The 22,285-nt window shown below is 72.3% G+C and carries 18 protein-coding genes; 11 read left to right on the forward strand and 7 right to left on the reverse strand.

What is annotated here, in order from left to right:
• Positions 1-2 precede the first annotated feature (2 nt).
• From ACVMYR_RS26950 to katG, 8 genes are all read left to right on the forward strand, one after another.
• Positions 3-1,223 carry a hypothetical protein gene (locus tag ACVMYR_RS26950; protein ID WP_457123083.1) on the forward strand — a complete coding sequence of 407 codons (1,221 nt, stop codon included), beginning with the start codon at positions 3-5 and terminating at the stop codon, positions 1,221-1,223.
• Positions 1,220-3,664 (forward strand): GTPase-associated protein 1-related protein, encoded by a 2,445-nt coding sequence (locus ACVMYR_RS26955; protein ID WP_457123084.1) that lies wholly within the window; start codon positions 1,220-1,222, stop codon positions 3,662-3,664. The genes ACVMYR_RS26950 and ACVMYR_RS26955 overlap by 4 nt, the downstream gene beginning before the upstream one ends.
• A 3-nt stretch (positions 3,665-3,667) precedes the next feature.
• The gene (locus ACVMYR_RS26960) at positions 3,668-5,296 is read left to right on the forward strand and encodes a TRAFAC clade GTPase domain-containing protein (RefSeq protein ID WP_077936955.1); all 1,629 of its coding nucleotides are present in this window, start codon (positions 3,668-3,670) and stop codon (positions 5,294-5,296) included.
• A gap of 66 nt (positions 5,297-5,362) precedes the next feature.
• Positions 5,363-5,515: a hypothetical protein gene (locus tag ACVMYR_RS26965; protein WP_158229397.1), complete on the forward strand. Its 153-nt coding sequence runs from the start codon at positions 5,363-5,365 to the stop codon at positions 5,513-5,515.
• Entirely contained in the window at positions 5,512-8,874 is a 3,363-nt protein-coding gene (locus ACVMYR_RS26970) for a CHAT domain-containing protein (RefSeq protein ID WP_457123085.1), read from the forward strand. Before ACVMYR_RS26965 ends, ACVMYR_RS26970 begins: the two co-directional genes overlap by 4 nt.
• A gap of 182 nt (positions 8,875-9,056) precedes the next feature.
• Positions 9,057-9,344 (forward strand): YkvA family protein, encoded by a 288-nt coding sequence (locus ACVMYR_RS26975; RefSeq protein ID WP_144082590.1) that lies wholly within the window; start codon positions 9,057-9,059, stop codon positions 9,342-9,344.
• Positions 9,345-9,507: 163 nt separating this feature from the next.
• Positions 9,508-9,957 carry a Fur family transcriptional regulator gene (locus ACVMYR_RS26980; RefSeq protein ID WP_043962656.1) on the forward strand — a complete coding sequence of 150 codons (450 nt, stop codon included), beginning with the start codon at positions 9,508-9,510 and terminating at the stop codon, positions 9,955-9,957.
• Between the two features lie 23 nt (positions 9,958-9,980).
• Positions 9,981-12,257 (forward strand): catalase/peroxidase HPI, encoded by a 2,277-nt coding sequence (gene katG, locus ACVMYR_RS26985; RefSeq protein ID WP_457123086.1) that lies wholly within the window; start codon positions 9,981-9,983, stop codon positions 12,255-12,257.
• 72 nt (positions 12,258-12,329) lie between these two features.
• Here katG and ACVMYR_RS26990 read toward each other — a convergent pair whose 3' ends face one another.
• Complete coding sequence (locus tag ACVMYR_RS26990) at positions 12,330-13,880, reverse strand: TROVE domain-containing protein (protein WP_077936958.1); 1,551 nt, start codon at positions 13,878-13,880, stop codon at positions 12,330-12,332.
• Positions 13,881-14,327: 447 nt separating this feature from the next.
• Here ACVMYR_RS26990 and ACVMYR_RS26995 point away from each other — a divergent pair, with 447 nt between their 5' ends.
• Together ACVMYR_RS26995 and ACVMYR_RS27000 are read left to right on the forward strand one after the other, a co-directional pair.
• Positions 14,328-14,612, forward strand: coding sequence for a type II toxin-antitoxin system Phd/YefM family antitoxin (locus tag ACVMYR_RS26995; protein WP_077936959.1), 285 nt, complete (start codon positions 14,328-14,330; stop codon positions 14,610-14,612).
• Positions 14,609-14,863, forward strand: coding sequence for a Txe/YoeB family addiction module toxin (locus ACVMYR_RS27000; RefSeq protein ID WP_077936960.1), 255 nt, complete (start codon positions 14,609-14,611; stop codon positions 14,861-14,863). The genes ACVMYR_RS26995 and ACVMYR_RS27000 overlap by 4 nt, the downstream gene beginning before the upstream one ends.
• A gap of 42 nt (positions 14,864-14,905) precedes the next feature.
• On the opposite strand, the gene ACVMYR_RS27005 is transcribed toward ACVMYR_RS27000, so the two are convergent.
• Genes ACVMYR_RS27005 through ACVMYR_RS27030 form a run of 6 tightly spaced genes read right to left on the reverse strand, consistent with a single transcriptional unit; the run spans position 14,906 to position 21,104 of the window.
• Positions 14,906-15,859 carry a class I mannose-6-phosphate isomerase gene (locus ACVMYR_RS27005; RefSeq protein ID WP_457123087.1) on the reverse strand — a complete coding sequence of 318 codons (954 nt, stop codon included), beginning with the start codon at positions 15,857-15,859 and terminating at the stop codon, positions 14,906-14,908.
• Complete coding sequence (locus ACVMYR_RS27010; RefSeq protein WP_457123088.1) at positions 15,856-17,061, reverse strand: ADP-dependent glucokinase/phosphofructokinase; 1,206 nt, start codon at positions 17,059-17,061, stop codon at positions 15,856-15,858. The genes ACVMYR_RS27005 and ACVMYR_RS27010 overlap by 4 nt, the downstream gene beginning before the upstream one ends.
• A 1-nt stretch (position 17,062) precedes the next feature.
• Positions 17,063-17,926 carry a ketose-bisphosphate aldolase gene (locus tag ACVMYR_RS27015; protein ID WP_077936963.1) on the reverse strand — a complete coding sequence of 288 codons (864 nt, stop codon included), beginning with the start codon at positions 17,924-17,926 and terminating at the stop codon, positions 17,063-17,065.
• A gap of 32 nt (positions 17,927-17,958) precedes the next feature.
• A complete protein-coding gene (locus ACVMYR_RS27020) occupies positions 17,959-18,801 on the reverse strand; it encodes a carbohydrate ABC transporter permease (protein WP_077936964.1) in 843 nt (280 codons plus the stop codon).
• Position 18,802: 1 nt separating this feature from the next.
• Positions 18,803-19,759, reverse strand: coding sequence for a carbohydrate ABC transporter permease (locus tag ACVMYR_RS27025; protein WP_457123089.1), 957 nt, complete (start codon positions 19,757-19,759; stop codon positions 18,803-18,805).
• A 55-nt stretch (positions 19,760-19,814) separates the two neighbouring features.
• Positions 19,815-21,104, reverse strand: a complete 1,290-nt coding sequence (locus ACVMYR_RS27030) for an ABC transporter substrate-binding protein (RefSeq protein WP_363628180.1) — start codon at positions 21,102-21,104, stop codon at positions 19,815-19,817.
• A 294-nt stretch (positions 21,105-21,398) separates the two neighbouring features.
• Here ACVMYR_RS27030 and ACVMYR_RS27035 point away from each other — a divergent pair, with 294 nt between their 5' ends.
• Positions 21,399-22,238: a DeoR/GlpR family DNA-binding transcription regulator gene (locus ACVMYR_RS27035; RefSeq protein WP_043962664.1), complete on the forward strand. Its 840-nt coding sequence runs from the start codon at positions 21,399-21,401 to the stop codon at positions 22,236-22,238.
• Positions 22,239-22,285: the final 47 nt, after the last annotated feature.

The following is a 22,285-nucleotide window of genomic DNA, read 5'->3' on the forward strand; positions in this document are numbered from 1 at the left end:
TGATGCGCCGGAAGACCTCCTGCCCCTACTGCTACCACCGGATCCCCGCCAAACGACTCTGGTACCAGTGCAACGGCCGTGGCTCGGTGAACCGCCCCGGCTGCCCGGCCGCCCGGGACGAGGCGCGGGAGACCGGGACCGGGTTCAAGGGGATCGTCCGCCCCTCCTTCCGCCCCGGCTGGCACCGGGTGCGGCCGGTCTTCCCCCGCCAGGCCAGCTGCCCGGGGTGCGGGTCGCCGACCGGCATCCGGGTCTGCCCCCGCTGCCACACCCCGCTCCCGGTCGGCTTCGACCGGTCCCACAGCCCGCTGATCGCCATGATCGGGGCGAAGAACACCGGCAAGACGGTGTACCTGACCGTGCTCGCCAACGAGCTACGCACCACGCTGCGCCGTCGTTTCCACGCCGACGTGCGGTTCACCGGTGACGCCCAGGGCGGCGCCGAGTCCCCGCTGCGCTGGCTGGAGAGGAACGTCAACCGGGTCTACCAGCGGGGGCAGTTGTTCGCGCAGACCGCCTCGGCGGGCAGCGCCGGCCGGCAGGAGGCGTTGGTCTTCGAGTGGCGGCAGGCCGGCCGGCGGACCCTGACCGGGCTGCGCTTCCGCACCACCTACCTTTCCTTCTACGACACCGCCGGTGAGGACCTCAGCAGCCAGGGCCGGTCCCGGGACCTGAGGTACCTCGACGCCGCCGACGCGCTGATCGTGCTCCTGGACCCGTTCACCCTGCCGCAGGCGGCAGACCGGATCGTCGCGCCCGACGACGACAAGGAAGGGACGCGGGAATCGGCCAAGACCGTGCTCGGCAACGTGACCGACACGCTGCGGGAGAGCCGGAGCATCCCCGGCGACAAGCCGATCCGACTGCCGGTGGCGGTGGCGTTCGCCAAGATCGACGCGTTCTTCGACGCGCTCGGCAGCGACAACCCGCTCTTCGAGGTGCCCGACGAGTCCACCGCCCACTACGACGAGACCGCCGGTCGGGACACCCACGAACAGGTCCGGGCGCTGCTGCACGAGTTCGGCGGGGACGAGATCGACAGCCACCTGAGCACCAACTACACCAACTTCCGCTACTTCGTGGTCTCGGCGCTGGGCGCACCACCGGACTACGCCAACCAGAAGGTGGACCCGGGCGGGGTGCGCCCCTTCCGGGTGGCCGAGCCGCTGCTGTGGCTGCTGAGCCGCTTCGGCGTGGTCCGTGGTGAAACGAGGCGTCGATGACCCCCGACCGTCCGCCGCCGGAGAGCGGCTTCGAGGCCCTCGTCTACACCGACTGCCGTCCCGGCCAGGGGTTGCAGGGCACCGCCGGACTCCAGTTCCAGGCCCGCTCCGCCGGGGCCGACCAGCAGGACATGGCCCTGGTCGAGGGGAACCTGCTCTACGAGCCCCCGACGAACTGGATGGGGGAACGCCGCCCCGCCGACCGGTACCCGTCGTCCCTGTCCCACGTGCACGACGGCCACCGCTACGCCACGGCGGCCGGGTGCTATCTCGGCCGGGAGGCCAACGGGAACCGGGAGGGCAACCAGCTCACCCACGCCCTGCTCACCACCGACCCGGACGCCTATGGGCCGGTGCGTCCCGCCCAACTGTTCGGCGCCTCCTGCTGGACCCGGCAGCCGGCCCCCACCACGAGCTGCCCGCCGCCCGGCGAGGAATGGGAGCCGGGGCCGCTGGACGTCGCCCGGGTCCGGGACCTGGTCCGCGCCACCCCCGGCGGGCGCGACCTGCTCGCCGACCTGGTCACCGTGCTGAGCCGGCTCGACCGACCCGACGCCGTCCGGGTGCTCTTCGTCTGCCCCGACCCGGCGCTGGTGCTGGGCTGGATCACGGCCGCCACCCTGCTGCTGCCACAGCGGGTGGCGCTGACGATCGGCTTCAAGGTCTTCACCACCCGGCCGATGCACGCCAACCAGCCGGTGCTCGCCGTGCATCCGGAGTGGGAGACCCCCCACCCCGCCGTCGACAACGACCAGGGCTTCGTGGTGGTGGACCTGACCCGCGACATGCGTACCCCGGTCGAGGCGACTCCGACGGCCCGCCGCTGGGCCGAGCTCTTCCTCACCGCGGACCCGTACGACGTGGTCGACGCCGTCGAGGTCGCCGCCGACTCCGGGCTGCCGCCGGAGCAGGCCGCCGCGGTGGCCGCCGTGGCGGTGCTGGGACAACCCCCGACCCCGCAGGAGGCCGAACCGCTGGTCCGCTGGCTGCGCGGCGGCCCGGCCCGGCAGGTACGCGACCACGGCGGCCCGGTGCTGGACACCCTCGTCGCCGAGGTGACCCGCTGGCCGGCGGAGACGCTGGCCCTGCTCGACGAGATCGCCCACACCGGCAACCGGGCCGACCCGGGCAGCCCGTTGTGGGCCGCCGACCGGGTCGCCGCCGTCCGGCAGGCCCTGATCGCCGCCGAGCTGCGCCGGGCCGTCGACACCGGGCAGGTGCCCAAGGGGCAGCTCGATCCGCTGCCGCCGCGGGTCTGGACCGGCGCACACCAGCACACGGCGCAGCGACGGCTGACCGAGGAGCTGGGCCGGGCCGAACCGGCGGCCTTCGAGGCGCTGTTGCGCGCCGCCCGCCGCTGCCGCCTCGCGGTGCCGCTGCCGGCCGTACGCCCGGCGGCCCACGCCTTCGCCGTCGACTGGGCCGAGCACCCCGAACACGGGTACGACCCGGGCGACTGGCCGGACGGGGAGGCCCTGGTGGACCTCCGCAACGACGTGTTGCGCGAGCGGGTGCGGCGCGACCCGGACCAGGCCGACGCGATCGCCGACGCCTGGTGGCGGGTGCTGGAGCCCGGGCTGACGGCGATCGACAGCCGGCTGGACGAGGCGGTGGTGGCCGCCGCCGTCCGCCACCTGCCGGCGGCGCAGCGGCACGAACTGGTCGACCACTTCCTCCTCGGCGCGGCGCAGCGGGGGCGGCCGGACACCGTCGAACGGCTGGCCCGGATCCTGTTCCGGCGGGCGACGGCGGACCCGCACGAGCTGGGGCTGCTGGCCCGGAAGGCGCCGCCGGGCACCGTGCTGCCGGCCGAGGCGGTCGCCGGGCTGCGCGAGAGCCTGCTGACCGCCCAACGACTGCCGACCGAGGACCTGGCGCTGGGGCAGCGGCTGCTGCGCCAGGGGCTGTTGCCGCCGGATCCGGAGCTGGTCGAGCTGCTGACGGCCGACCAGGCCGTCGAGGAACTGGCAACCGCCCTGACCCGGGCGCGGAGAGCCGACGGGCGGTTGCGGTCCCGACTGACCGCGTTGCCCCGCGCCGTGGTCCGTGCCCACGACGCCGAGCTGCTCTCCGCGTTGCTGGTGAACCGCCACCCGGCCGGGGTGCTGGAGCACCTGACGGCGCTGCCGGAGCTGACCGCGGCCTACGCGCAGCGCCTGCCCGCCCTGGTCCGCCGGCCCGGGGAGCCGTGGCACGTGGCGGTCGCCTTCGCCCTGGCCGCCGACCCCGGCGCGCCGCCCGAGCTGGACCCCGACCTCCGTAGCGAGCTGGCCCGGGGCGTCCGGCGCTGGCTGGGCAGGGCCGAGGAGCGGCCGCTGGCCGCCGCCGAAGAACTCGTGACGGGGCTGCGCCGCCCCCGGCTGACCAGCCGGTGGCAGCAAGTGGTCGCCGACGCCCGCAAACCGGGCCTGCTGTCCCGACTCTGGCAACGGAAAGGGTGACCGATGGGCTACTACTACGACCCCTACGACCCCTTCTACCGCCGTCCGCTCCTCGACGGGGAGACCGTGAAGTGGTTGCTGGTCCTCGCGGCGGTCGGCGTCTACCTCTTCTTCTGCCTCCCCCTGCTCTTCCTCGCGCTGTTCCAGTTCACCGCCGTGGCGGTGCCCGTGCTGATGGCCGGCGGGGCCGGCTGGGCGATCATCCGCACGATCATGTTGCTCGCGGGACGACGCCCGGTGCCGCTCTTCACCCCGGACCGGGAGGCGGCCCGCTCCGCCCGGCGTCGGCAGCGCAGGCCGTACCTCACCGTCGACCCGGCCTGGCCCAGCTACTGGGTCGGCCAGGTGTTCATCGACCAGTGGGAGGCGATCCGCTGGGTCGTGCGGGACCTGCTGCCGTTGATGCGCTTCACCGGGCGACGCCTCGACGTCAGCAACCGCAAGAAGCTGCTGCTGCTCTGGCCCCTCTTCGCGATCTTCGGCGCGATCGGGATCGGGGTCGGCATGGCGCTCGGGGTGGTGCTGGCGGTGGCAGCCAACCTGCTCGCCACCGTGGTGATGCTGCTGCTCGGCGTGGTGACCACCGGGCTGCTGCGGCTCTACGAGCGGCTTCGGCAGCTTCGGCTGCGCGCCGCCGCGAGTTGCCCGGCCTGCTACCACGTCTCCCGGCTGCCGGCCTACCGCTGCCCCGGCGCGCACCCGCAGGGCGGCGACCTGCACCGGGCGCTGCGGCCCGGCCGGCTCGGCCTGCTCCGGCGCACCTGCGCCTGTGGCGCCGCGCTGCCGGTCACCCGGGGGCGGGCCAGCCAGCAACTGACGGCCCTGTGCCAGCTCTGCGGCCATCCGCTGCACCGGGGGGCGGCGGCGGTCACCGACGTCCGGATCCCGGTCTTCGGCGCCACCTCCTCGGGCAAGACCCAACTGTTGACGAGCACCCTGGTCGGGCTCACCGCGCTCTCCGGCACCCGGGACACCGTGGTCGAACTGGCCGACCGCGACAGCGAGCGGACCTACCGGCAGAGCGTCCAGATCGTCGAGGGGACCGCCGCGATGCGCAAGACCCCCGCCGACTGGGCGCCCTTCGCCACCACCCTGCTCCTGCAGCACCGGGGCCGGGACGCGCTGCTGCATCTCTTCGACGCGGCGGGCGAGAACCTGACCGACCCGAACAGGAACGCCGGGTACGGATACCTGGACTTCGCCCGCACGCTGGTCTTCGTCCTCGACCCGTTCGCCATCCCGGAGGTCGGCGAGCAACTGTCCTCCTTCCCGGAGATCGAGCGGCAGGCCAACGCGTCGCGGCACGATGCCGAGGACTCCTACAACGGCACGGTCAACCGGCTGCGCCGCTACGGGGTGGCCACCGAGCAGCAGCGGATCGCGTTCGTGCTCACCAAGGGCGACCTGTTGGCCAAGCTGCCGGTCGGCGCCAGCATCGAACCGGGCTACGACGACCCGGCCGCGGTGCGCCGCTGGCTGGTCGACCGGCAGATGGAGAACCTGCTGCTCACCGCCGAACGCGACTTCGCCGAGGTCCGCTACTTCTGCATCAACGCGAAGGACACCGGCCGGCAGGGAGCACTGGCCCCGATCGGCTGGCTGCTGCGCCGGGAACGGATCGCGCTGACCTGACGGTAACCATCGCGGGCCCGGCCTCTGTCGACCAAGGGCCGGTCCGCACCGACCACAGGAGCTGACATGTCCACCGAACCGATCCCACCCGGCTACCGCAGCGGCCGGGCCGTGCTTATCGTCGTCCAGGTCCTCACCCTGCTCGCCCTGGTGGCGCTCACCGTCTGGCTCGCCGTCGAGGTGGTGCAGTCCGCCGACGCCTCGACGGGCACGCCGTGACCGGCCCGGCTCGGGCCGGGCCCACCCTCCTGGCCGAGGTGGTCGAGCTGTTCCACCGCTACGTCGCCCTGGCCGACGACGACGCCGCCGAGGCCGCAGCGCTCCGCGCGGAGCTGCTCGGACACCGCAGCGCCTGCGCCGCGCTGCCCGCCGGACCCGAGCGGGACATGGCCGCCCTCCACCTCGGGCTCGCCCTGATCGTGGGCGAACCCGAGGCGGCGGACCTGCGCTCGGCGGTGGAGCTGCTGGCCGGCCCGGTGTGGTCCCTGCCGCCGGAACCGGTGGTCGCCCTCGGCGCTGCGCAGCTGGCCTGGGCGCTGGTGCTGACCGGTGCTCCGCCGCAGGGCCCCACGCTGCTGGCTGCGGTCGACCGGGCCGTGACGCTGATGGAGCCGGCTGAACGGTTGTGGTTCGCCGGGGCGCTGGCCCAGCTCTGCGGCGAGCTGCACAGCCAGACGGACCGGCCGGAGCTGCGGGAGGCCGGCATCCGGCTGGCCGAGGCCGGGCTGGCCGAGGCCGCCGTGTCCGATCCACGGGGCGTCCTGGAGCTGCACTTCCGGCGGCTGACTCTCATGCTCTCGGGCCCCGACTGGCAGACGGTGGTGGGGTCCCGGCCGGCCGCGGTCACCGAGGCGTACCAGGCGTGGCGGGCGGCGAAGCCGTCCGATCCGCGCGACTGGCTGGCCGCCGTGCTGGCGCTGGCGGCCCTCCCGTTCTGGTTCCAGCGGCGTCCACTGTTCGCGCCGTCGGTCTGGCGGGAGCTGCACGACCAGGGCCGCCGGGCGAAGGACCTGCCGGCGAACGTCCGGCTCGGCCTGGCCACCGGGCAGCGGTTGCTCGATGCGATGGGCGCCGTCCCGGGCGAGCCTGATCCCTACGCCGGCGCCAACGATCTGGACCGGCTGCTGCGAGCCGGCATCACCGACGAATCCGGCGAACTCGGGCGGGAGCTCTCGGGTCTGGCGGGGGAAGTGCTGCCGGCTCTGGTCCTGCTGGACGCCCACCGGTCCGGTGACCTGGCGGCCCAGCACCGGGCCGAGGCGGCGTTGGTCGACAGCGCCGACCCGGCCATCGGTCGACTGGCCGCCATGATCACGGACCTGCGCCGGGCCGACCGTAGCCCCGAACTGGTACGTCGGCTTCTCGACGACGCCCGGCGGATGGCGGAGCAGAATCCCGCCGACGAGGAGAGCCGGCTGCTGGTCGACATGCTCGAGTCGCTTCTCGGGATCTGGGGCGCGCCGGCCCGCCCCGCACCGGGACTGGGCGGGCCGCCGGCCCGCGGCGCTACCCGGCCGGCCGGAACCGCGCCGGTGGACACCGACGCGGGACCCGCCGCCACCAGCGCGCAGCCGGCCGTGCCGGTGCTCGGCCAGCTGATGGTCCTGTCGGGGGTGATCGGCCGCTGGACGGCCGACCGGGGCGATCCCACGGTGCTGCGGCAGCTGGCCGTCGAGGTGGAGCGGCTGCTCGACGACCCCTCCGCCGGCACGGCGGTGATCGAACCGGCCGTGGAGCTGCTCGCCGAGATAGGACTGGACCTTGCCCGGCTCACCCGGCGTCGCGCCGACGCCGCGGAAGCGGTGCGCCAGAGCGAGCGGGCGCTCGGCGTCGTCGGCGGGCCGTACGCCGCCCGCTGGCCGGCCGTCGTCCGGCGGCTGGCCGAGGCGTTGCGCCTGCGCTCCCGGGGGTTTGACGCGGACCGCCGCCGAGCCCGGGAACTGGGACTGGCCGTGCTGCGCGGGTACGCCTGGCAGACCCTGTTGCAGGCGCGGACCGAGCACGCCGTCACCGCCGCGGCGCGGGCCGCCGCGGAGGCGGTGTACACGGCGGTGCAGTGCGTCCACGACGGCGCCCTCGACGACGCGGTCCGGGCCCTGGACGCTGGGCGGGGCCTGGTGCTCTACGCCAGCACCGCCGCGCGGTCCGTGCCGGCGATGCTGCGGGCGGCCGGCCGGAGCGACCTGGCCCGGCGATGGGAGGAGGCGGACCGGGCGACCGACGCGGCAGCCGCTGTCGTGGGCGCGGGCGCGCCGGACGCGGGGATCGTCCCGGACGACCTGCGGCACCAGGTGCTACGGGTGTTGACCGGCATCGAGCCGGGCCAGCAACCGGCGGGGAGCGAGGTTGTCGCCGGGTCCCACCGGCCGGGCGTCCCGCCGGGCGCCGCCGTGGCCCTGCTCGACCCGCCGTCCCTGACGGAGATCCGCGCCGCCCTGCGCGCGCAGCGGCTCGACCTGTTGGCCTATCTCGTCCCCGGCCCGGGCCGGCAGGACGGGCTGCTGGTGCTGGTGCCGGCGGACGGTGCGGTCACGGTGCTGGGCAGCGCGGAACTGCGCAGCGGGGCCGGGGAACTGCGGGACTATCTGCGGGCGCTGCGCGAACGCCAGAACGCGCCGGAGGAGCGAAGCGCCGAGGCGGCCGTCCGCTGGCGGGACCACCTGGAGTCGCTCTGCGACTGGGCGTGGCGGGCCGCCATGGACCCGCTGATGCGACACCTGCGCCGGCAGCGGGGCGGACCGGTGCCCCGGATCGGTCTGGTGCCGATGGGCCCGCTCGGGGTGGTGCCCTGGCACGCCGCCCGCCGCTTCGACCGGGGCGTGCCGCGCTACGCAGTGCAGGATCTGGAGATCTCCTACGTCCCGTCGGCCCGCCTGCTGTGCCAGGGCGCGGAGCCGGTCGTCGGTGGTCACCACCGTCGGCTCCCCGATGCCCTGATGATCGGTGATCCGGGTGGGGACCAGGGCGTCGGCGGGGAGGCGAGGGCCGTCCGGGACGCCTTCTACCCGGGCCTGCCGCTGCACGTGGGGCCGGACGCCTCCGTCGCCCGCCTGCGGGACTGGCTGGCCCGACCGGCGGGCGGGCAGCGGCGGCTGCTGCACCTGGGCTGTCACGGCACGGTCGAGGTGGAACAGCCGTGGGAGTCGCGGCTCCAGCTGGCCGGTGGCGAGCACCTCACCGCGGGGCAACTGCTCGATCTGGGCCGGGACCGGGCGGCGCTGGTCGACCTGGTGCTGCTCGCCGCCTGCGAGACCGGCCTCACCGGCGCCGACTACGACGAGGCGTTCAGCCTGGCCACCGCCTTCCTGGTGGCCGGCGCACGGTCGGTGGTCGGCAGCCTCTGGGCCGTCTACGACGACGCCACCTCGCTCGCCATGTTCATGGTCCATCACTTCCTCCGCGACCGGGGGCTGCCCCCGGCCGCCGCGCTGCGGGCCACCCAGCTGTGGATGCTGGACCCTGACCGTCTCGCCCCCAGCACCATGCCCCCGAAGCTGCGCGAGCTGAGCATGCGACCGCGCTGGGTCAAGCCGTTCGCCTGGTCGGGCTTCATCCATCTGGGCACGACGTCGGGCTGAGCCGGCAGCACCGGACCCGGTCGGCGCAGGACCGCGTGGCGGCCGGGGGCGGTGGCTCCCGGGTGCCCGGCGCGCCGGCCATCGGAAGCGGGCCGGAAGCGGAATCGCAGCATGGCGCGCCTTTCGCGGGAAGCCGGGCGTCGGATCGGATGGCCGCAGGAGCCCACGGAGGGAGAGGGACTGTGCGGACGTCGATGGTGCTGCTGCTGGTCGCGCTGGCGATCACGTTGATCACCTTGCTGGTCGTGTCGATAGTGCTGTTCGTGAAGCTGGTCCGGGTCGGATCGCTGATCCGCAGCGACCTGATGCCGGTCAAGGGAAAGATCGCCTTCTGGACCGGCGTGGTCTATGCCCTCAGCCCGCTGGACCTGCTGCCGGATCCGATCTACCTGGACGACATCGGGCTCCTGGTCGGGGTGCTCGTCTACGTCCGGCACCTGGCCAACCAGTACGGCATCGCCGATCGGTGAGCCGGGGCCCCGGCAGCCACGACGGTGGCCCCCGCAACGGCGACGCTGCGGGGGCCACCGTCGTGGCGGGGCGGGTGGCCGGCGGATGGATCTGCGGCGAAATATGCGGGTTGAGTCGACGGAAAACTTGATTGATTCCAGAACAGTGAGCTAGGTTCGGGGGGTGACGCCCGACTTCGAGACCCAGCTCCGGGCGGTCTCGTTGCGCGTGACCCGGCCCCGGTTGGCGGTGCTCGCCGCGCTGCGCGACCACCCGCACGTCGACACCGACACGGTGATCGCCCTGGTCCGGGCCGACCAGCCCACGGTCTCCCACCAGGCGGTCTACGACGTGCTCCGGGCGCTCACCGACGCCGGCCTGGTGCGGCGCATCCAGCCCGCCGGCGCGACCGCCCGGTACGAGTGCCGGGTGGGGGACAACCACCACCATGTCGTGTGCCGCTCCTGCGGCGCGATCGCCGACGTCGACTGCGCCGTCGGCCATGCACCCTGCCTCACCGCCTCCGACGATCACGGTTTCGACGTCGACGAGGCAGAGGTCGTCTACTGGGGCACCTGCCCCGGCTGCGCGACCGCACGCACCGCCCAGCCAACCCAACGCACCGCCCAGTGACCAGCCAGTCCGGAAGGAAACCGATGAGCGACACCCAGGACAACGCGCCCGTCAGCGCCCAAGGCGTGGACAAGAAGGAGGCGGCCGGCTGCCCGGTCGCGCACGACTCCGTCACCGCGCAGGGCAGCGAGAGCGAGAACCCGGCGATCGACTCGCCGACGCCGAAGACGGGCGGTCGTCCCCGCACCAACCGCGACTGGTGGCCCAACCAGCTCGACCTGTCGGTCCTGCACGCCCAGTCGCCCAAGGGCAACCCGCTGGGGGCCGACTTCAGCTACGCCCAGGAGTTCGCCAAGCTCGACGTCGAGGCCCTCAAGCGGGACATCGTCGAGACCCTCACCACCTCGCAGGACTGGTGGCCGGCCGACTTCGGCCACTACGGCGGCCTGATGATCCGGATGAGCTGGCACGCGGCGGGCACCTACCGCATCGAGGACGGCCGTGGCGGCGCCGGCGACGGCGGCCAGCGGTTCGCCCCGCTCAACAGCTGGCCGGACAACGCCAACCTCGACAAGGCCCGCCGGCTGCTCTGGCCGGTCAAGCAGAAGTACGGCCAGAAGATCTCGTGGGCCGACCTGCTCGTGCTCGCCGGCAACGTGGCCCTGGAGTCGATGGGCTTCAAGACCTTCGGCTTCGGCTTCGGCCGCGAGGACGTGTGGGAGCCCGAGGAGATCTTCTGGGGCCCGGAGGACACCTGGCTCGGTGACGCGCGCTACGCCTCCGAGAAGGAGATGACGCCCGGCGTCGGCGCGACCGAGATGGGCCTCATCTACGTCAACCCGGAGGGCCCCCGCGGCAACGCGGACCCGGCCGCGGCGGCGCACTTCATCCGCGAGACCTTCCGCCGGATGGCGATGGACGACGAGGAGACCGTCGCCCTCATCGCCGGCGGCCACACCTTCGGCAAGACGCACGGCGCGGGCGTCGCCGACGACCACGTGGGCCCCGAGCCGGAGGGCGCCCCGCTGGAGGCGCAGGGCCTGGGCTGGCTGAGCACCCACGGCAGCGGCAAGGGCGGCGACACGATCACCAGTGGCCTCGAGGTGACGTGGACCGACAAGCCGACGCAGTGGAGCAACCGGTTCTTCGAGATCCTGTTCGGCTACGAGTGGGAGCTGACCACCAGCCCCGGCGGGGCGAAGCAGTGGGTCGCGAAGGACGCCGAGGCGATCATCCCGGACGCCCACGACCCGGCGAAGAAGCACAAGCCGACGATGCTGACGACCGACCTGTCGCTGCGCGTCGACCCGGCGTACGAGAAGATCTCGCGCCGCTTCCTGGAGCACCCCGACGAGTTCGCGCTGGCCTTCGCCAAGGCGTGGTACAAGCTGCTCCACCGCGACATGGGCCCGGTCAGCCGCTTCCTCGGCCCGTGGGTGCCGGAGGCCCAGCTCTGGCAGGACCCGGTGCCGGCCGTCGACCACGACGTCGTGAGCGACGCCGACGTGGCCGCCCTGAAGGCGAAGGTCCTGGCCTCCGGCCTCACCACCGCCCAGCTCGTCTCCACCGCCTGGGCGTCGGCCGCGAGCTTCCGCTCCACCGACAAGCGCGGCGGGGCCAACGGCGCGCGGATCCGCCTCGAACCGCAGCGCAGCTGGGAGGTCAACCAGCCCGAGCAGCTCGCGACGGTCCTGGCGACCCTGGAGGGCATCCAGCAGGAGTTCAACGCCGCCGGTGGCGCGAAGATCTCGCTGGCCGACCTGATCGTGCTGGCCGGCTCGGCCGCCGTCGAGAAGGCGGCGCGCGACGCCGGCGTCGAGGTGACCGTGCCGTTCCGGCCGGGCCGCACCGACGCCTCGCAGGAGCAGACCGACGTCGAGTCGTTCCGGGTCATGGAGCCGCGCGCCGACGGGTTCCGCAACTACCTGCGCCCCGGCGAGAAGACCCAGCCGGAGGTGCTGCTCGTCGACCGCGCCTACATGCTCGACCTGACCGCGCCGGAGATGGCCGTCCTCGTCGGCGGCCTGCGCGCCCTCGGCAACAACGTCGGCGGCACCGCGCACGGCGTGCTCACCGACCGGCCGGGCGTGCTCACCAACGACTTCTTCACCAACCTGCTCTCCCCGGGCACCCGGTGGAAGGCGTCGGAGTCCGAGGAGCACGTCTACGAGATCCGGGACCTGGCCACCGACCAGGTGAAGTGGACCGCTACGGCGGTCGACCTCATCTTCGGCTCCAACTCCCAGCTGCGCGCCCTCGCGGAGGTCTACGCCAGCGAGGACGCGCGCGAGAAGTTCGTCGCCGACTTCGTCGCGGCCTGGACCAAGGTCATGGAGCTCGACCGGTTCGACCTGGCCTGATCCGCCGCTCCAACCAACGGGCCCCGGTCGATCGCTGACGATCGACCGGGGCCCGCCCTCGTTTCGCGCCGCTCAGAACGGCCACCGGTCGCGGGACCCGGCCTCGACGAGGGGGATCATCGCGAACGCGGCGTCGGACAGGCCGCCGAACGTGTGCCGGTTGCCGACCGTCGGCGCGTGCCCGACCCGGTAGCCGACCAGGTTCCAGGTGTACGTCGGCACGTGGGCCGGCACCGCGGCCGTGACATCGGGGGCGTCGTGCCAGTGCGCCTGCTCGTCGGTGAGGACGACCACCCGGTCGTGCCCGGCGTAGTGCCGCCGGATGGCCTGCTCGGTCTGGGTGCCGCCGCCGTAGAAGTAGCCGCCCTCGCGGAACCGGCGCACCGCCGCCAGCACCGACTCGCCCGCCACGGCCGGGAACACCCGGCTGGCGTGGGAGAACGACACCACCGTCGCGTCCCGGGCGCGGGCGGCCAGCGCGAGACCGAACACGGTGGCCGCGTCCCAGCAGCGCAGCGTGCCGTCCCGGCTGAACGTGCTGTTCATCGACCCCGAAGTGTCGATCAGGATCAGGGTGCGGCCGTCCAGGGCAGGCACGTTCGCCAGCGCCTGCTGCAACGCCCGCTCCAGCGGGTACGCCCACCGCAGGCTCGGCGCGGCGTTGTGGGCCGACAGGAAGCGCATCGGCAGCACGCGCGAGCGCGCGATCTCGCCCGGGTCGGTCAGCTTCGCCGCCACCGCCTCGGCGACGGCGTCGCCGACGCCGGCCCGGTCGAAGTTGCGCAGGTTGCGCAGCAGTGCCAGGTAGCCCATGGTCGGGATGATCGCCTCCCAGGCGGCGGCGTCCATGGGGGCCTGCCGCCAGCCGGCGAGCGCCTCCCAGCTCATGCCGGCCGCGCCGAGCACCGCCGGGTCGGTGACCTCCCGCCGCCGCTGCACGGGCAGGGCCATCAGCTCGGCCCGGGCCGCCAGCACGGTCAGCGACTCCGGCAGCGGGTTGTCGCGCTTGTGTCGCCGGTCGAGGGCGTGCCGGAACAGGTCGCCCTGCCGCGCGTCCCGCGCTACCGGGTGGGTCAGCTCGATGACGTCGCCGAACCGCACGGCGTCGCCGTCGGAGTCGTACCTGAGCAGGCTGCGCTCGTGGTAGAGCCGCACGACGGCGTCGGCGACGCCCCGCTTGACCGGCTTCGGCAGGGCCCGGCCGTGGCGGCCCAGCCAGTACGCCAGCGCCTCGCCCGGCTCGTCGGCGCGCTGCAACGCCGCCCCCACGACCGCCCGGGAGCCGGGCACCCCGGCCGCGACCTGCGCCCGGGAGCCCTCCAGCGCGGCCACCACGGACGCCGACCGCAGCAGCGCGCCGGTGCGCAGCCACGGCACGAACCGCGCGAACCAGTCGGGGTCGGCGACCGCGACGGCGGCCACCAGCTCACGGAACCGGGCGTCCCGGTCGGCGGCGGCCTCGTAGAAGGTGTCGGTGCCGACCATGTTGGACACCGCGAGCAGGAACAGCTCGGCCCGCTGCCCGCGCAGGAACCCCGGTGCGCCCTCGGCGGTCATGGCCTCGGCGGCCGGGCGGTCGGCCCCGGGCCGGTGCCGGGGCAGCTTGAGGTTGAACCTGGCCATCGCGTCCCCCGTGTCGGTCGAAGGCGGGGAGACACCGGCACACCGCACACCCGAGATCGTCAGTCGGCGACGGACTTGTGTCCGCTGCTCTGTCCGGTTGAGCTAGCACGCCGGGGCGTGCGGGGGACTCGAACCCCCAACCCGCGGATCCGAGAAGTAACCGTTGCCTGCGCACCGGGTGTGCGGCGTGACGACGCCTCCCGAGATCAGAGCGGCGACGGCGACCGGCCCTCGCGGGCCAAGGTGACCTGGGCCGCTGGTCGACACCGCCGAGAGGCGGTGGCGGGATTCGAACCCGCGTCTCCCCGTTGGAAGCGGAAGTAGCCGTTGCCTGCGCACCGGGAGGTGCCGAGGGAAAGAGTAGGGGAGCCCGGTGGGGCCGGCAAACGGGTTCGGACCTCGCCGCCTCGTTGTACAATTTCTTGTACACCACGCCAGGGAGGCATCATGCGCATGGTCCCCTACTCGGAGGTCCGGCAGAACCTCGCCAAGCTGCTCGACCATGTGGTGGACGACGCCGAGGAGGTGGTCGTCACCCGGTCGGGTCGTGAGGCCGCCGTCATCATCTCGCTGCGTGAGTACGAGTCGCTGAAGGAGACGGCGTACCTGATGGCCAGCCCCGCCAACGCGCGCCGCCTGAACGAGGCCGTCGAAGAGCTGCGCAACGGGGGCGGGGAGATGCACGACCTGATCGACCCCGATGCCGGTGCAGGTGAGGCGTCGGCGGCGTGAAGGTCCAGTTCGCCAGCCGAGGGTGGGAGGACTACCAGGCCTGGCAGCGGGACCGCCCGATGCTCAAGCGGGTGAACACCCTGATCGAGGACATCCGGCGCAACGGCCACCAGGGCATCGGGAAGCCGGAGCAACTCCGGGGCAACTGGTCGGGATTCTGGTCGAGACGCATCGACCAGGAACACCGCCTGGTGTATCGGATCGTCGACGACACCGTGCAGATCGCGCAGTGCCGCTACCACTACGAGTGAATCAGCCCGTCGTCGACGAGATCGCCGCAGCTGCGCCGCGGCTCAGGCGGCGGGTGCCGCCAGGCGGATCGCCTCGACCGCGCCGTCGAGCCGCAGCGGGCCAGCGGCGTACGGGACCAGCAGCGTGTCCCCCCGGCGCACCGGCACGTCGTCGCGTTCGCCGGTGAGCCGCCCCGCGCCCGCCACCACGACCAGGACGGCGAAGCCCTGCGCCAGGCGGTCGCCGCCGCGCACCCGGTGGGCGGCGAAGAACTCGTCGGCGGCCTGGGGCAGCAGCCGCGCCCCGTCACCCCGCAGCCCGGCGAGGCGCGCAGGCGTCCACGCGCCCCGGTCGACGCAGCTCAGGGCCAGTTCGTAGCCGAGGCCGAGGTGCCCCTCGGTCAGGCCGAAGCCCTCGCATTCCAGCAGCACCGAGTAGTCGGTCGGCTCCTGGACCTCGACCAGCAGGATGCCGTCGCCGATCGCGTGCGGCAGCCCGGCCGGGCAGAGGATCGCGTCGCCGGCCGCGACCGGGATCCGGTTGGTGGCGGCGAGCATCCGGTCGACCTGCTGGCCGGCGACCCAGCCGGCCAGCTCGTCGGCGGCGACGTCGCGGGCGAAACCCAGATGGACGTACGCGTCGGGGCGCGCGGAGACGATCACCCATGCCTCGGTCTTCCCGTACGGGGAGGCGAGGTGCGCGGTGGCGAAGCGGCGGTCGGGGTGCACGTGCAGCGGCAGCCGCTGGCCGGCGTCGAGCAGCTTCACCAGCACGCCGGTGTCGGCGCGGCGTGGGCCGAGCCACCAGTGCGGGTCGGCGGCGACGGCCTCGGCGAGCACCCGCCCGTCGGGCAGGGTGGACAGCCCGGCCGGGGCGAGCCCGAACCGGCTGGTCACCGAGCCCACCCAGTCCTCGGGGCGGTCGGGCAGCGCCGGCGCGTCGCGGAACCGCGCGATCCGGCCGTCCCCCCGGTAGAACGTCTCGGGCTGGTTGGCGGGCAGCGCCTCGATGGTCATCGTTCCTCCTGGCGGACGAGCGCGGCGAGGAAGCCGCCGACGAAGGTGTCGCCCAGGCCGATGGTCGTGGGGCTGGCGACGTCGAGGGCGAACCCGGGGACGCAGTGGACCCGGTCGCCGAGCCGCTCGTGCAGCGCGGCGGCGAAAGCGACGGACTCGGGCCGGCGGGGCTGCCGGCGCAGCCGGTCGACGTCGGCGTCGGTGAAGTCGTCGCCGTGGGCGTAGCGGGTCGCGGCCAGCAGGGTGCCGGTGTCGAGGGCGTCGGCGTAGCGCCGGGCGTTCGCGCCGAGGGCCGCCGCCCAGTACTTCGTGTGCAGCACCAGCGTCGGCGCGGGGACGAGGGCGTGCACGGCGGTGAGCGCGTCGGCGACCTCGTCGGCCGAGAGCAGGTCCACCGGGCGCCCGAGGTAGGACTGCAGCTCGTCCTCGTTGAGCCCGTACACGTCGATCGCGTCGAGCAGCGCGTCGCGGACCCGGCGGCTGAAGCCGGGCTCGTGGTAGGCGGCGTCCTCGAAGTAGGTCACCGCCGCAGGCGGCAGCCGCCGCATGTGGGCGCGCAGCTCGGCGAGCCGCCGGTCGAGTTCGGCCGCGTCGCGCATGGCGTTGAAGCCGGAGATCAGGAAGACGTCGGCGTGGCCGAGCCGGTCGCCGAGGTCGCCGGTGAGCAGCAGCGCGCCGTTGGCCGGGTCGTTGACGTAGATCAGCCGGTTGGGGAACGGCGCGGTGACGTCGATGTCGCCGGCCCGGATCCGCAGGCCCTGGTGATATTGGACGATCAGGTGGGGATGGTAGGTGTCCGCGACGCCGCTGGAGACGTACGCGGTGCCGGCCGGCAGCAGCCGCCGGACGGTGTCGTTGACGCTGACCAGGTGCAGCGTCGACGGCACGCCCAGCCGGCTGAGCAGGATCCCGGCCCGCACGGAGGTGCCGCCCAGGGTCGTGCGGTGCGGGAACCGGCCGGCGAAGGTCTCCAGGGCCGGGGCGGCGGCGACGAAGTGCTCGCCGCCCCGGCCCCGGGCCACGTAGCCGAGGATGGACACCACGAGGTCCCGCTCGCCGTGTACCGCGCTGGGCGGTGCCGCCAGTTCGGCGGCGGCGATGCCGTAGTCGGTGACCAGCCGTTCCAGGACGTCGGCGGTGAGCGTCAGCTCCTGGTCGACGCAGCCGCCGAGGCCGAGGACCACCCGGGAGGCGTCGGCCATGTCAGTAGAGCGAGCCCTTGCCGGTGGCGCCGAACAGGTCGATCTTGTGCGCGGCGACCTCCTTCATGGCGTCGAGGCAGGCGGGCTGGATGGCGTTGGGCTCGCGCACCTTTGAGTCGCTGCCCAGCACCTCGCGCATCTTGTCGTGGTAGGCGACCTTGATGTCCGTCGAGATGTTGATCTTGTTGATGCCGATCCGGGCGGCCTCGCGGATCTCGTCGTCCGGGTTGCCGGAGCCGCCGTGCAGCACCAGCGGGATCCCCACCCGGCTCTTGATCTCCTTGAGCAGGTCGAGCTTCAGCTCCGGCTTGAGGTGTGCCGGGTAGAAGCCGTGGAAGGTGCCGATCGCGATGGCGAGGCTGTCGACGCCCGTGGTCTTCACGAAGGTGACCGCGTCGTCCGGGTCGGTGTAGATGATCTCGGCCGCGCCGGCCTCGGCGTAGCTGTCGTTGCCGCCGATCGTGCCCAGTTCGCCTTCCACCGACACGCCCAGGACGTGCGCGGAGTCGGTGACCTTCTTGGTGATGGCGAGGTTCTCGTCGAACGGCTTCAGCGAGCCGTCGATCATCACGGACGTGAAGCCGTACTGGAACGCCTGGAGCATCTGCTCGTAGGTCGCGCCGTGGTCCCAGTGGATCGCGATCGGGACGGTCGAGCTGTGCGCGCGCTCGATGATGCCGGTGATCATCTCGCGGCCGATGTGCCGCACCTCGTCCGGGTGGATCCCGACGATCAGGGGAGCGTTCTTCTCCTCGCTGATCTCCACGATGCCCCGGAACATGGCCCAGTCGCTGATGTTGAACGCGGGCACGGCGAAGCTGTGCTCGTTGGCGACGTCCAGGATCGCCTTGCCGGTCGTCAGCATGTCGGTGTTACTCCTTAGTGCAGAGGGTGTGGTCAGGCCTTCACGGCGCCGGCGGTGAGCCCGCCGATGAAGCGCCGCTGGAAGAGGAGGAAGAGCACGAGGACCGGGATGGAGCCGAGGATGCTCATCGCCATCATCTGGTTCCACTCGTACGAGTGCTGGCCCATGAGCATCTGGATGCCGATGGGCACCGTGCGCATGTCGTTGGTGCGGGTCAGCGTCAGCGCGAACAGGTACTCGTTCCACGAGATCATGAACGTGTAGACCCCGACCGCGATGAGGCCGGGCACCGAGATCGGCACGAGGATGCGCCACAGCGCCGTCCAGCCGGTGCCGCCGTCGACCTTGACCGACTCGTCCAGCTCCTTGGGCAGGGTGTTCAGGTACGCGGTGGTCATGATGATCGCGTACGGCAGGGTGAACACCATGTGGGTGAGGATCAGCCCGGCGTAGGTGTTGTAGAGGCCGAGCGCGACGACGAGCCCGAAGTAGGGGATGACCAGCGTGATCGGCGGCACCGCCTGGACGCTGACGATCACGGCGTTGATGGTCCGCTGGAACGGGAACGTGAAGCGGCTGAACGCGAACCCCGCCAGGACGGCCACCAGCAGCGTCAGGACGGTCACCGCACCGGCGACGATGTAGCTGTTGAGGAAGAACCGCAGCTGCTCGCCGTTGCCCAGGATCTCCCGGTACGCGTCGAACGAGAAGCCCTCGGTGATCAACTGCGGCGGATTCTGGAAGACCTCCCCGTTGCTCTTGAACGAGGTGGAGAGCATCCACAGCACCGGCAGGGCGGCGAACAGCCCGCCGAGGACGAGCCCCGTGACGACGCCGGCCTTCGCGAGGGTGTGCCGCCGCTTGACGCCTGCCATCTCACCGCTCCCTTTGCTGCTGGCGTACGTAGAAGAAGGCCAGGACCATCGTCAGCAGCAGCACGATCACGGCGGCGGCCGAGGCGCTCGCGAACTCGTACTCGCTGAAGGCCTGCTTGTAGGTGTAGGTGCTGAGCATCTCGGTGGTGTTCAGCGGACCGCCGCCGGTCATCATCCAGATCAGCGCGAACTGCTGGGAGGTCCAGATCAGGTCGAGCACCGCCATGCTGACGATCACCGGCCGCAGCTGCGGCAGCGTCACGTTGAGGAACCGCCGCAGCGGGCCGGCCCCGTCCACGGCGGCGGCCTCGTAGAGGTCGGCGGAGATGCCCTGCAACGCGGCGAGCAGGCTGATCATGAAGAACGGGTAGCCGGACCAGATGTTGGCGAACGTGACCGCCCAGAGCGCGGTGCCCGGGTCACCGAGCCAGTTCACGCCCTCCTGCACGAGGCCGAGCGTCTGCAGCACGTAGTTGACCACGCCGGCCGGGTCGAGCAGCAGCCGCCAGATGACGGCGATCACCGCGATCGTGAACAGCCAGGGCAGGATGTAGACGATCCGGAAGATCGCCTTGGTGACCCCGCTCAGCAACTGCGTGTTGAGCATCATCGCGAAGGCGAGGCCGAGGACCAGGTGGGCGACGGTGCTGACCGAGATGAAGACGGCGGTGTTCTTCAGCGCGGCCAGGAAGTCCAGGTCGGTGAGCACCTTGGCGTAGTTGGTGAACCCGACGAACACCGGGTTCTCCTGGACGATCACGTTGTCCCGGAACGAGTAGCCGACCACCATGACGATGGGGACGATCATCAGGACCACGACCAGCACGATCGTGGGGGACAGGTAGGCGTACGGGATCAGGCGCCGGGCCGGGTTGGCGCGGGCCCGGCCGGGGGTGGCCCGCTCGGCCGGCGGCGCGCCCTGCGGCGCGGTCACGGGCTCGACGTGCGCGGATGTCATCGCTGTCTCCTTGGTCGGGCGCCGCGCCGGTGGACCGGCGCGGCGCCCGGGTGGACTAACCGATCACCGAGGTCCAGGACTCCTGCGACTTGCTCAGGGCGTCGTCGACGCTCTGCTTGCCGGTCAGCACGAGCTGGAGCTGCTCGTCGAAGCTGCGCATGAGGTCCTCGGCCTTGGGCAGGCCGACGAACTCGTTGGCCGGGTAGCCCTGCTTGTAGATGTCGAAGGCCGACTTGAACAGCGGGTCGCTGTTGCTGAAGTCGGGCTCGGCGTTCTTGTTGCCGGGGAAGCCGTTGGCGATGGTGCTCAGCTTCGCGTTGGTCTCCTGGCTCATCAGGTAGGAGACGAACTTGAACGCCTCGGCCTTGTGCTTGGTGGAGTTGGAGATGCCGATGCCCCACGACGCGTACGGGATGCCGCGCTTGCCGGTGTAGCCGTCCTCGGCCGGCAGGGCCGCCACCTCGAAGTTCAGGTCCGGCTTGTTCTTCTTGATCAGGTTGATGTGCGCGAGCGAGTCGATCATCATGCCGACCTGGCCGTTGGTGAACTTCTCGACCTTGTCCTGCTCCTTCATGGTGAGGGAGCCGGGGGCGATGACGCCGGCGTCGTTGAGGCTCTTGACGAACTCGACGGTGCTCTTGACCTGAGGGCTGGTCAGGTTCGGCTTGCCGTCGGTCAGCATGCTGCCGCCCGAGGCCCACAGCCAGGACATGACGTCGTTCTGGATTCCGTTGGGCACGGCGGTGTCGAGCGGGAGCGCCCAGCCCTTGACGTTGTCGCCGGTGGCGCTGACCTTCTTCGCCGCGTCGAGGAACTCGCTGCGCGTGGCGGGCACGTCCGCGACGCCGGCCTTGGTCAACAGGTCCTTGTTGACGAAGAGCGGGTAGACGAAGTTGACGACCGGGATCATGTAGGTCTTGCCGTCGAGCTGGATCTGGCTGGCGAGCTGGCTGGAGTCGTAGTTCGCGTCCGTCATCAGCTTGGACATGTCGGCGATCGCGCCCTGCTTGGCGAAGTCGTTGACCCAGGCTCCGTCGAGGCCGACCACGTCGGGCAGCGTCTTGGACGCCGCGGCGGTGACGAGCTGCTGCTTTGTGGAGGCGTACGGCGCGCTCAGCAGCTTGATCTTGATGTTCGGGTTCTGCGCCGTGAAGTCGTTGATGATCTTGTCAAAGTCCCCGGCCGGGAGTTCGGCACCCCACCACTGGGCGAACTCCAGCGTGACGGTGCCGTCCGCGGCGGCGTCCCCCGAGTCGCCCGAGCCGCACGCCGCGACGGTGGCGACCGTTGCAGCCACCGTCACCGCCCCTATCAGTCGCTTCAGCCGGGTAGCGCGAGTCGTCATGGCGGGCTCCTTCTATATCTAGATCTTTCTGTTCTGTGCTGTGTTGGCGGCCACGTTAGCAGCGTGTTACGGATGGGGACAAGAGAAGAACAGCAGAAAACTGCGGAGTGCGGCATAGTGCGGCGCTGCAAGGTCGACTGGCTGGCCCGAGGGTCTGCTGATGCCCTGCTTGTTCGCAGGTGGGGACCGCTTCGGCTGCCCTGCAGAGGCGAGCTGGTCCCTGCTGTTCTGTGCGGCGATGCGCGTGGGTGGGCCGCATTTGTGGCATACTGCCGCACTGATGGAGGGAGATCAGTGACCGAGGACAGGGACGAACGGCAGCGCCACCTGCCCGCCGGACGCAAGGCCCAGCTTGCCGCGTACGTCGCCGACGCCGGCCAGGTCACGGTGGGCGAGCTGGCGGAGCGCTTCGGCGTCTCCATCGACACCGTGCGGCGCGACCTGGACCAGCTCAGCGCCGAGGGCGTCCTCGTGCGCACGTACGGCGGCGCCGTCAGCCTCGCCACGGTCTCCCGCACCGACCGGGCCGTCGACCAGCGGCTCACCTTCCAGGAACGCGAGAAGGAGAAGATCGCGACGCTGGCCGCGGGGCTGGTCCAGGACGGCTCGACCATCATGATCAATGGCGGGACGACCACGCTCGCGCTCGCCCGCAACCTGCGCCAGCACCGCGACCTCACGGTGGCGACGAACAACCTGCTGGTGCCCGGCGCGCTGCCGGCCACGGCCGTCCGCGACATCTACATCTTCGGCGGCGCGGTGCGCTCGCTCACCCTGGCCACGGTCGGCCCGGTCAGCTTCCGCGCCAACACCGGCGCCGAGCTGGACGTCAGCTGCGACCTGGCGCTGATCGGCGTCGGCGCGGTCGACGCCGACGCCGGCTACACGACGAGCAACCTCGCCGAGGCCGCGATGATGCAGGAGATGCTCTCCCGCGCGACCCGGGTGGCGATCCTCGCCGACTCGTCCAAGTTCGGCCGCCGGCTGTTCGCCCAGGTCTCGGAGCTGGGCGTCGCCGACTACCTGGTCACCGACCGGATGCCGGCACCCGAGATGAGGGACGCCCTGGAGGCGAACGAGGTGGAACTGGTCGTCCCGGCGAACCCGCCGCGACCGCGCGAGGCGAAGGGCTAGGCCCGGGGCGACGACCGCGACCGGGCGAGACCGGCGGCTGGGCCGGG

The organism is Micromonospora sp. PTRAS2 (assembly GCF_054052245.1).

Coding starts and splice junctions, on each gene's coding strand:
- ACVMYR_RS26965 (WP_158229397.1), top strand. CDS start 5,363: ATGTCCACCGAACCGATCCCACCCGGCTACCGCAGCGGCCGGGCCGTG.
- ACVMYR_RS27015 (WP_077936963.1), bottom strand. CDS start 17,926: ATGCTGACGACCGGCAAGGCGATCCTGGACGTCGCCAACGAGCACAGC.
- ACVMYR_RS26950 (WP_457123083.1), top strand. CDS start 3: ATGCGCCGGAAGACCTCCTGCCCCTACTGCTACCACCGGATCCCCGCC.
- ACVMYR_RS27025 (WP_457123089.1), bottom strand. CDS start 19,759: ATGACATCCGCGCACGTCGAGCCCGTGACCGCGCCGCAGGGCGCGCCG.
- ACVMYR_RS26960 (WP_077936955.1), top strand. CDS start 3,668: ATGGGCTACTACTACGACCCCTACGACCCCTTCTACCGCCGTCCGCTC.
- ACVMYR_RS27020 (WP_077936964.1), bottom strand. CDS start 18,801: ATGGCAGGCGTCAAGCGGCGGCACACCCTCGCGAAGGCCGGCGTCGTC.
- ACVMYR_RS26955 (WP_457123084.1), top strand. CDS start 1,220: ATGACCCCCGACCGTCCGCCGCCGGAGAGCGGCTTCGAGGCCCTCGTC.
- ACVMYR_RS27010 (WP_457123088.1), bottom strand. CDS start 17,061: ATGGCCGACGCCTCCCGGGTGGTCCTCGGCCTCGGCGGCTGCGTCGAC.
- ACVMYR_RS26990 (WP_077936958.1), bottom strand. CDS start 13,880: ATGGCCAGGTTCAACCTCAAGCTGCCCCGGCACCGGCCCGGGGCCGAC.
- ACVMYR_RS27005 (WP_457123087.1), bottom strand. CDS start 15,859: ATGACCATCGAGGCGCTGCCCGCCAACCAGCCCGAGACGTTCTACCGG.
- katG (WP_457123086.1), top strand. CDS start 9,981: ATGAGCGACACCCAGGACAACGCGCCCGTCAGCGCCCAAGGCGTGGAC.
- ACVMYR_RS27030 (WP_363628180.1), bottom strand. CDS start 21,104: ATGACGACTCGCGCTACCCGGCTGAAGCGACTGATAGGGGCGGTGACG.
- ACVMYR_RS26995 (WP_077936959.1), top strand. CDS start 14,328: ATGCGCATGGTCCCCTACTCGGAGGTCCGGCAGAACCTCGCCAAGCTG.